Origin of the sequence: Bradyrhizobium sp., from assembly GCF_049581145.1 — a bacterium.
Lineage (GTDB): Bacteria > Pseudomonadota > Alphaproteobacteria > Rhizobiales > Xanthobacteraceae > Bradyrhizobium.
This window is the reverse complement of the sequence record NZ_JBAURI010001137.1, coordinates 1-9,554: the sequence shown is the minus strand read 5'-3', so window position 1 is coordinate 9,554 and position 9,554 is coordinate 1. Positions and strand designations below refer to the sequence as shown.

General features: G+C 64.4%; 6 protein-coding genes. 5 read left to right on the top strand and 1 reads right to left on the bottom strand.

The window, feature by feature from the left end; translation table 11 throughout:
* The 4 genes from WCB02_RS36395 to WCB02_RS36380 form a co-directional block, all read left to right on the top strand.
* Positions 1-3,018, top strand: a 3,018-nt coding sequence (locus WCB02_RS36395) for an error-prone DNA polymerase (protein ID WP_423966485.1), incomplete at its 5' end; no start/stop codon positions are given.
* Positions 3,019-3,125: 107 nt separating this feature from the next.
* Entirely contained in the window at positions 3,126-4,523 is a 1,398-nt protein-coding gene (locus tag WCB02_RS36390; protein ID WP_423966483.1) for a CoA transferase, read from the top strand.
* Positions 4,524-4,842: 319 nt separating this feature from the next.
* Positions 4,843-6,255 (top strand): hypothetical protein, encoded by a 1,413-nt coding sequence (locus WCB02_RS36385; RefSeq protein ID WP_423966481.1) that lies wholly within the window; start codon positions 4,843-4,845, stop codon positions 6,253-6,255.
* A 17-nt stretch (positions 6,256-6,272) separates the two neighbouring features.
* The gene (locus WCB02_RS36380) at positions 6,273-7,169 is read left to right on the top strand and encodes a hypothetical protein (protein WP_423966479.1); all 897 of its coding nucleotides are present in this window, start codon (positions 6,273-6,275) and stop codon (positions 7,167-7,169) included.
* Positions 7,170-7,263: 94 nt separating this feature from the next.
* On the opposite strand, the gene WCB02_RS36375 is transcribed toward WCB02_RS36380, so the two are convergent.
* Complete coding sequence (locus WCB02_RS36375; RefSeq protein ID WP_423966476.1) at positions 7,264-7,593, bottom strand: hypothetical protein; 330 nt, start codon at positions 7,591-7,593, stop codon at positions 7,264-7,266.
* 216 nt (positions 7,594-7,809) lie between these two features.
* Here WCB02_RS36375 and WCB02_RS36370 point away from each other — a divergent pair.
* Positions 7,810-9,554, top strand: a 1,745-nt coding sequence (locus tag WCB02_RS36370; protein ID WP_423966473.1) for an acetyl-CoA hydrolase/transferase C-terminal domain-containing protein, incomplete at its 3' end; no start/stop codon positions are given.

Here is a 9,554-nt window from a genome sequence, read left to right as displayed (position 1 = left end):
GGCCTATGGCTCGCCGCGAGCCTGCTTTATCGCGGTGATGACCGGCGGCGCCTGGCGCGGCTGCAGGGCGTGGCCCTGGCGGCGCAGGTGCCGCTGCTTGCGACCAACGAGGTGCTGTATCATGACCCGGCGCGGCGTCCGTTGCAGGATGTGCTGACCTGCATCCGCGAGAAGACGACCATCGAGGCGATCGGCAGGCGGCTGCAGGCCAATGCGGAACGCCATCTCAAGCCCGCGGCGGAAATGGCCCGGCTGTTTCGCGACCATCCGGACGCCATCCGTGAAACCATGCGCTTTACCGAGCGGATTTCGTTTTCCCTCGATCAGCTGAAATACCAGTATCCGGACGAGCCGGTGCCGCCGGGCAAGACCGCGCAGCAGCATCTGGAGGATCTGACCTGCGCGGGCGTCGAGACATATTTTCCCGGCGGGATCGACGATGCGCTGCGCGCCACCCTGCGCAAGGAGCTCGACCTCATCGCCGAGCTCGACTACGCGCATTATTTCCTCACCGTGCACGACATCGTGCGCTATGCGCGCAGCCAGAACATCCTCTGCCAGGGCAGGGGATCGGCGGCAAATTCCGCCGTCTGCTACGTGCTCGGCATCACCTCGGTCGATCCGACCAAGGTCGATCTGCTGTTCGAGCGCTTCATCTCCAAGGAACGGTTGGAGCCGCCGGATATCGACGTCGATTTCGAGCATTCGCGGCGCGAGGAGGTGATGCAATATGTCTACCGCCGCTATGGCCGTCACCGCGCGGCGATCATCGCCACCGTCATTCACTACCGGCCGCGCAGCGCGATCCGCGATGTCGGCAAGGCGCTTGGCCTGACCGAAGACGTCACCGCGGCGCTGGCCGACACGGTATGGGGCAGCTGGGGCAAGGGCCTCAACGAGATGCAGGTCAAGCAGGCCGGGCTCGATCCGCAAAATCCGATGATCGCGCTTGCCGTCGAACTGGCCACCGAGCTGATCGAGTTTCCCAGGCATCTGTCGCAACATGTCGGCGGCTACGTTCTGACCCAGGACCGGCTCGATACCTATGTGCCGATCGGCAATGCCGCGATGGAGGACCGCACCTTCATCGAGTGGGACAAGGACGACGTCGACGCGCTTCATATGATGAAGGTCGACGTACTTGCATTGGGCATGCTGACCTGCATCCGCAAATGTTTTGATCTGATCGCCGGCCACAAGGGAATGCGTTACCAACTGTCGGACATCAGATCGGAGGATGACGACGATGTCTACAAGATGCTGCAGAAAGGTGAATCGCTCGGCGTATTCCAGGTCGAGAGCCGGGCGCAAATGAACATGCTGCCGCGGCTGAAACCCCGGACATTCTACGATCTCGTCATCGAGGTCGCGATCGTGCGGCCCGGGCCGATCCAGGGCGACATGGTGCATCCTTATCTCCGCCGCCGCAACGGCCAGGAAAAAGTGAGCTATCCATCGCCATCGTCCGGGCATGGCGATGCGGACGAACTGTTCCGGGTGCTGCACAAGACGCTTGGCGTGCCGTTGTTCCAGGAACAGGCGATGCGGATCGCGATCGAGGCCGCGAGATTCACGGCGGAAGAGGCGAACGGGCTGCGCCGCGCAATGGCGACATTCCGCAACGTCGGCACCATCGGCAAGTTCGAAGACAAGATGATCGGCAACATGATCGCGCGCGGCTACGATCCGGAATTCGCCAGGAACTGCTTCGACCAGATCAAGGGCTTCGGCTCTTACGGTTTTCCGGAAAGCCATGCCGCGAGCTTCGCGCAGCTCGTCTACGTCTCGTCATGGCTGAAGCGTCATCATCCCGATGCGTTCTGCTGCGGACTGCTCAATTCGCAGCCGATGGGTTTTTATGCGCCGGCGCAGATTGTCGGCGATGCCCGCAAGAACGGCGTCGAGGTGCGCGAGGTCGACGTGTCCTTCAGCTTCGCGCAGAACACGCTGGAGGCAGCGGATGGCAAACACTGCGCCGTGCGGCTCGGCTTTCGCCAGATCGACGGTTTTTCCTGGGTTGATCCGGATGAGGAGGGGTTGAAGCAACAGCAGGCGTTGTTCCGGGATGAGGCGTCTTTTTCACAGCCGTCATTCCGGGACGATGCCAACGGGACGCGAAGCGGCCGGTTGGCAGCGAACCCGGAATCTCGAGATGCCGGGTTCACGCTTCGCGTGCCCCGGAATGACGGTGCAGGGATAGAAGACGATTGGGCCGCGCGCATCGTTTCCGCGCGGGGGCGCCGTCCGTTCACCTCGCTGGAGGATTTCGCCCGCGACACCGCCCTGCCCAAGCGCGCGTTGATCCTGCTTGCGGATGCCGATGCGTTCCGCTCGCTCGGGCTCGACCGCCGCGCAGCACTTTGGGCGGTGCGGCGGCTGCCCGACGATATGCCGCTGCCGCTGTTCGAAGCGGCCACCGCGCGCGAACAGCCGGACGAAAACGCGGCAAGCCTGCCGCTGATGCCGCTGCCGGAGCAGGTGGTCGCCGACTACCAGACCATCCGGCTATCGCTGAAGGGCCATCCGATGCAGTTCCTGCGGCAGATGTTGACACGCGAGAGTGTCATCGCCTGCAAGGATGTCTGCCATGATAACGATAGACGAAAGGTCAGCTGCGCGGGCGTGGTGTTGGTGCGGCAGCGTCCAGGCAGCGCCAGGGGCGTGGTATTCATGACGCTCGAAGATGAAACCGGCATCGCCAATATCGTGGTGTGGCCGAAGGTGATGGAACAGTTCCGCAAGGAGGTGATGGGCGCGCGCCTGATCCTGGTGGAGGGCTACATCCAGAGCAGCCCCGAACACGTGACACATCTGGTCGCGCAGCGCCTGGTCGACCGTTCGCGCGAGCTGATCGCCCTCGCCGATGATGAGCTCCGGCGCAAACCTCCCGTGCCGGCTGGGCCGGCGCTGATCGAGCCGCTCAATGACGACCGCCGTGACCACCCCGACAATCCCGCGCAGAAAATCCGTCATCCCCGCAACGTCCGCATTTTGCCGCGCTCGCGGGATTTTCACTAGTCACAGCCGGATGGCCGGGCTTGACCCGGCCATCCATCTCTTCAAAGAGTCTTCGAAGGATGATGGATAGGCGGTCAAGCCCGCGTGTGACGACTGAGGACCCCGACATGCAATCCCCCCGCGACATCCTGGCTGATCTCTGGACCCTAGCCGGCGGCGATCCTGCCGCGCTCGACGCCGTCAGCCTGACCGGCGAAGAGCCGCAATTGCCGTCGTCGTTTCGCGTCGCGGCCGCTGCGCAAGTCTCGATTGCCGCCACAGGCCTTGCCGCGGCTGGAATCTGGACATTGCGTAGCGGGCAGTCACAGGCCGTCGCGGTGGATATGACCCACGCGGTCGCCGAATGCCGCTCCGAGCGCTATCTCCGCCTCGACGGCAAACCCCCGCCGCCGGCCTGGGACGTGATCGCCGGCGTGTACCGGACCGGGGATCAGCGCTTCGTGCGGCTGCATACCAATTTCCCGCATCACCGCGACGCGGTCTGCAAGGTCCTGCAGTGCAAGCCGGAACGCGAGGAGGTCGCGGCCGCGCTATTGCAGTGGAACGGAGCCGACTTCGAGACCGCGGCCTATGCGGCGGGTGGCGTGGTCGCGCTGATGCGCTCGCATGCGGAGTGGTCGGCGCTGCCGCAGGCGAAAGCGCTCGCCGAGTTGCCGGTCCTGACGATCGAAAAGATCGGCGAGGCGCCGTCAAGGCCATGGCCGGCCGGCTCTCGTCCGCTCGCTGGCCTGCGCGTGCTCGATCTGTCGCGGGTGATCGCGGGTCCTGTGGCCGGGCGGACGCTCGCCGCGCATGGCGCCGACGTGATGCTGATCGCGGGCCCAGAACTGCCGGCGATCCCCTGGCTCACCATCGACACCGGGCGCGGCAAGCTCTCGAGTTTCGTCGAGCTCAAGAGCGAGCAGGGGCGGCACACCTTGCGCGCGCTGCTAGCGGAGGCCGATGTCTTTGCGCAGGGCTATCGGCCGCGCGCGCTGGCCTCGCTCGGCTTCTCGCCCGGGGATGCGGCAAGAATCTCGCCCGGCATCGTCTCCGTTTCGCTGTCCGCCTACGGCCATTCGGGCCCCTGGGCGAACCGCCGCGGCTTCGACTCGCTGGTGCAGACCGCGACCGGCTTCAATCACGCCGAAGGCGAGGCCGCTGGCATCGACGGTCCCAAGGAATTGCCGGCGCAAATGCTCGACCACGCCACCGGCTACCTGATGGCGTTCGGCGCCATGATGGCAAAGGCGCGTCAGGCGCGCGAGGGCGGCAGCTGGCATGTCCGGGTTTCGCTGGCGCAGACCGGCCGCTGGCTGTGGGGCCTCGGCCGCATCGCCGATGGGCTCAAAACCCAGGATTTGAGCGGCAAGGCCGTGCAGCCTTTCATGGAGGACGTGCCGTCGGGCTTCGGCCAGCTTCATGCTGTCAGCCACGCGGCAAAACTCTCCGAAACACCAGCGTTCTGGGCGCAGCCGGCGATGCCGCTTGGCAGCCATCCGCCAGAATGGCCGCAGCGCGGCTGACCGCCGATGCCCGCCAATCACGCCGCCGCATCGACCACGTGATGGGACCGATAACGCTCGTGCTGGATAGCTTGCCGCGGCCAACCCGGGAGGACGTGCATGGCCCACAAAGACGCCGATATCGACAACTTCATCGCGGTGTTGTCGGATCCGCTGGAACTTCGGCCGCCTGAGCCCTTCATCTCATCGCCATCTTATCTTATCGCACAATGTGTGGGCGCGCGCCCATCATCTCTGCCCACTTTATTTGTGGTTGACGCTTCTCCGCGGACGTCCCTTGATGTCATCAGGGCTGACAACCGCGGGGAGCGTTACCACCATGCGGATCGAACAGCGCCACAACGGCGGCGGGACGTCGGATCAGATCCTCGGTGAAATCCGGGACTACTGCCGCGCGACCAGAACCGCGGAATCGACCTTCGGCCGGCTCGTGGTCAACGATGGCAAGCTGGTGGCGCGATTGCGCGATGGCGCCAGGATCACGACCGGAACGCTCGACAAGGTGCGCGCCTATCTGTCCGAACAGCGTTCCGCGCAAGGCGCGCAGCAGACCCCTCCGGCCGCGATCAAGCCGGTCAACGGCGCAGCCGCGGCGGCCGAGGTCGCTCCAGCGGGCTTCCGCTTCTTCGACAATCGCCAGAAATATCTGCTGTTCGTCTCGACCTGCAGCGAGAAGACCGAGATCGCCAGCCGCATTTCGCTCGAATTGGCCAATCTGCAGCCGTCGCCGCCGGCCCTGCGGCTGTTCGACGCCGGCGTCGGTGACGGCACGGTGCTGTCGCGGGTGATGCGGGCGCTGCATGCGCGCTTTCCGACCATGCCGCTCTATGCCGTCGCCAAGGAGATTTCCTACGAAGACGTGCGCATGATGCTCGAGAAGATGGCCGATCGCCTGTTCGAGCATCCCGCCACCGTGCTGGTCGTCACCAATCTCTATTATGCCGAAGCGCCGTGGCTGACGCCGCGCTCGGTGACATCAGCGCAAGGGCTGATCTGGAAGGACGTGGCGCTGTCGGGCAATACCGCGCACGGCTTTGCCGAACAGATCGGGCAGCTCGAAGGATTCTTGGCCGAGAACTGGCGCGCCGGGATCAGTCCGAAGACCGGAAACCCCGTCTACATGCGGCCGGTCATTCTGACCTTGCGGCGTGAAGACCATTCGTTCCTGCTTGATCCGATCATGCCGCGGCCCGGTCGCGTGATGGCCGATTATGATCTGGTGATCGCCTCGCAGCCCTATCGGGCGCGGGCGAGCGTCGAGTTCAAGTCCTCCAAGGTGGTGACGCCACTGGTTCGTGCGCTGCGGCCGGGCGGCCGGCTGATCGGTATCCATTCGCATGGCCACGACCCCGGCATCGAAATCATCGACCGGGTCTGGCCGGGCGACGATCCGTTCAAGACCGATCGCTACGCGATTCTGCGCCAGATCAAGCATGAGCTTGGCTCGGCCGCCCGCCACTACAACTTCAACGCCTCCTCGGACGACCGTTCGATCTTCCGCTATCGCATGCACACCCTCCCGGACGAGGTATCGGGCCCGATCGGAACCTCGACGCTGTTCGCGGCCTGGAATGCCGCGATCTATGTCGCGCAGATCGAGGATAACCGGCTGTCGGAAGCGGTGCGCGACGGCCGCTACCTGGAAGCCACCGACCGGGTGCTGAAGCAGCATGGCGGGCTGTGGTTCAACGATGAAACCTATGTCATCTCGCGCCGCCGCGCGCCGGGCTGACCGATGGGAGCAGCGTCGTGACCGCACCCAATCTCCCATCTTCCGACCGTCTCGCCGCGCTGCTCGATTCCGCATCGATCGAAATATCCTCGCGCGGCTACCGGTTGCCCGAGCTTCTGGAAAATTTCCGGCCCGGCACCGAGGTGACGATCACCTTTCTGCCCGGCGACAATGGTCGCCACAATGTGGACGCGGCGTCCGCGCTGCGCCGCGTCGGCTTTAGCCCGGTTCCTCACCTCGCTGCGCGTGAGATGCCGTCGCGCCAGGCGCTGGACGATTTTCTGGCGCGCCTGCGCGGCGAGGCCGATGTCAGCCGCGTGCTGCTGATCGCGGGTGATGCCGCGATCGCGAGAGGTCCGTTCAAGTCGAGCCGGGAACTGGCCGCGAGCGGATTGCTGGAGCAACACGGTATCGCGCGCGTCAGCGTCGCCGGTCATCCCGAAGGCCATCCCTATCTGGACCAATCAGGCACGTTCGCGCTGCTGAAAGCCTGGCAGGATTGGGGCCGCGCGAGCGACGTTGCCGTCGATATCGTCACCCAATTCTGTTTCGAAAGCCCGCCGATTCTAACTTGGCTGGGCGAGCTCGACGCACGCGATCTCGCTCTGCCGGTGATCATTGGCCTCGCCGGCCCCGCGACGGCGGCGACGCTGACCAAGTTCGCGCTTCGCTGCGGCATCGGTCGTTCGATGCGTGCGCTGCGGGGCCAGATCGGACGCTACGGCCGGCTGTTGACGGATGCCGCCCCCGACGAGGTCATGCGCGGTCTGCTATCGGCGCCGAACCAGGTGACCGCCTCGATCGCCGGCTTCCATCTCTTTCCATTCGGCGGCTTGCGCAAGGCCGCCAGCTGGCTGCGCGCCGATCCCGAGGCGGCGCTTCGTTCCGCACGGCAGGTGGTTTCAACCGTTTAGCCAAATCCATGAAGTTGCGCCGGATTATCGACCAGGATCCGCCAGTTTCGACGCGCGACAGGCGCTGGAAATCTTCCCATAGGCCTTGCCGGATTCACCAGCGCAAGAAGGTCGGCAAACCCGACTGCTCCACATGCTCCCCGCCGAGACCGGCTTGTGCGCCGCCGAAATGATCGAACGGCGTCTTGAGAAAGACGGCGAGATCGAAATGTGCCAGGAGCTCACCGCCCCAGCCATCAAGGGTGCGCTCAGGCCGCAATATCGCGGCGTGGTTGGCAGCCAAAAATAACCGGCGGTGTCGCGGTGCGGCAGCGCCATTGCTTCCGACAAGGCGCGGCCGAGGCTGGTGGCGCCCGCCCCCGAGGCGCCGATGATATGAATGCAGCAGCTTATCATTGGTCGATCCGACCAGCGGCACACGCACCCAAACAATCCCAGCCTCGGCCCTCAGCCCCCGCCGACGCGCGCCTTATCCTTAACCGCTAAACCAACGTTTCCGCCACAGATAAACCGCAGGTGAGACACACTTCGACTCGTCGTTGTTGCGCTGGCGTCACACATGATTATCGATTCCATCGCGTTATCACCTGTCGGCGCCGATTCCGGCTCCGCTTGTTCCAATTCGCGCCGGACTGAACCGATGCCAACACTGTTCGCCGAACCTGATGCCATCGCGGAGGAGATCATCCGCGACGTGGGGCCCCGTCTGGTGGTGGGCTTGCCGCTCGGTCTCGGCAAGGCGAACCATATCGTCAATGCCCTCTATGCGCGGGCAAGCGCGGATCGGTCGATCGATCTCACCCTCTTTTCCGCGCTGACGCTCGAGAAGCCGCGGCCGAAGACCCTGCTCGAACAGCGCTTCATCGCCCCGGTGATCGACCGCCTGTTTGGGAACTATCCCGACCTCGTCTATGCCGAGGCGCAGCACAAACGCCAGTTGCCACCCAACATCCGTGTCGTCGAGTTCTTTTTTCTGGCCGGGCAGTGGATGCATGTGCCGTCGGCGCAGCAGAACTATATTTCCGCGAACTACACCCATGCGGCGTCCAATCTGCTCGCTGCCGGGCTCAACGTCGTCACGCAACTGGTTGCCAAACGGGTGGTCGACGGCGCGGTGCGCTATAGCCTGAGCTGCAACACGGACATCACGCTTGAGGTGCTGCGCGCGCGTCGCGAGGGACGCGCCGCATTCAAGCTGGTCGGTCAGGTCAACTCCGAGCTGCCATTCATGCCGGGGGAGGGCGATTTGCCGGCGGTGGAATTCAGTGCGGTGCTCGACAGTCCCGCGACCGACTTCCCGCTGTTCGCGCCGCCATCGGAGCCGATTTCCGACACCAAATACGCGATCGGCCTGCATGCTGCCGGTCTCGTGCGCGACGGCGGCACGTTGCAGATCGGCATCGGCCAGATCGGGGATGCTCTCGCCCAGGGCCTGATCGTCCGCCATCGCGACAGCTCGCAATTTCGCAACATCATGCAGCGCCTCGCGCCGGCGCGAGCTTGCTTACCGGCGCTGGAAACGGCGCCGTTTGACAAGGGGCTCTATGGGGTCAGCGAAATGCTCACCGAAGCATTCCTTGGCCTGATCGCAGCCGGAATCCTCAAGCGCGAAGTGGGCGGCACCATCCTGCACGGCTCGTTCTTTCTGGGCTCGAAGGCATTCTATCGTGCCCTGCGCGACATGGCTCCGGAGCAGATCGCCAAGATTCAGATGATGCCGGTGTCGTTCACCAACGAACTCTATGGCGACGAAGACAACAAACGCAAGGCGCGGATCGATGCCCGCTTCATCAACAACACGATGATGGCAACGCTGATGGGCGCGGCCGTCTCCGACGGCCTCGAGAACGGGCAGGTCGTGAGCGGCGTTGGTGGCCAATATAATTTTGTTGCGCAAGCTTTCGCGTTGTCGGGCGCCCGCTCTATCCTCGCGCTTGGGGCCGCGCGGCAGTCGGGCACAAAGATGCTATCGAACATCCACTGGCATTATGGTCACGAAACCATCCCGCGGCATCTGCGCGATATCGTGGTGACCGAATACGGCGTCGCCGATCTCAGGGGCAAGTCAGACGCCGACGTGATCGCGGCGATGCTGCAGGTTGCGGATTCCCGCTTTCAGGACGAGTTGGCGCGAGTCGCCAAGGATGCCGGCAAGCTGCCGAAAAACTTTGAAATTTCATCCGTCTATCGCCAGAACCTGCCGGAGCGCATCACTGCCGCTCTGAAGCCCGCGCGCGAAGCCGGCTTGCTGCCGTCGTTCCCGTTCGGCAGCGATTTCACCGATGTCGAGCAGCGGCTGATCCCGGCGCTGCAGATCCTGCAGCAAGCGCGCGGCGCGCCGCTGCAACTCGCCGAACTGTTGTGCCAGGGATTGACGCGCGCCCC

Bases quoted from the DNA above. Each gene is read 5' to 3' on its own strand.
- WCB02_RS36385 (WP_423966481.1), top strand. From the start codon at position 4,843: ATGCGGATCGAACAGCGCCACAACGGCGGCGGGACGTCGGATCAGATC.
- WCB02_RS36390 (WP_423966483.1), top strand. From the start codon at position 3,126: ATGCAATCCCCCCGCGACATCCTGGCTGATCTCTGGACCCTAGCCGGC.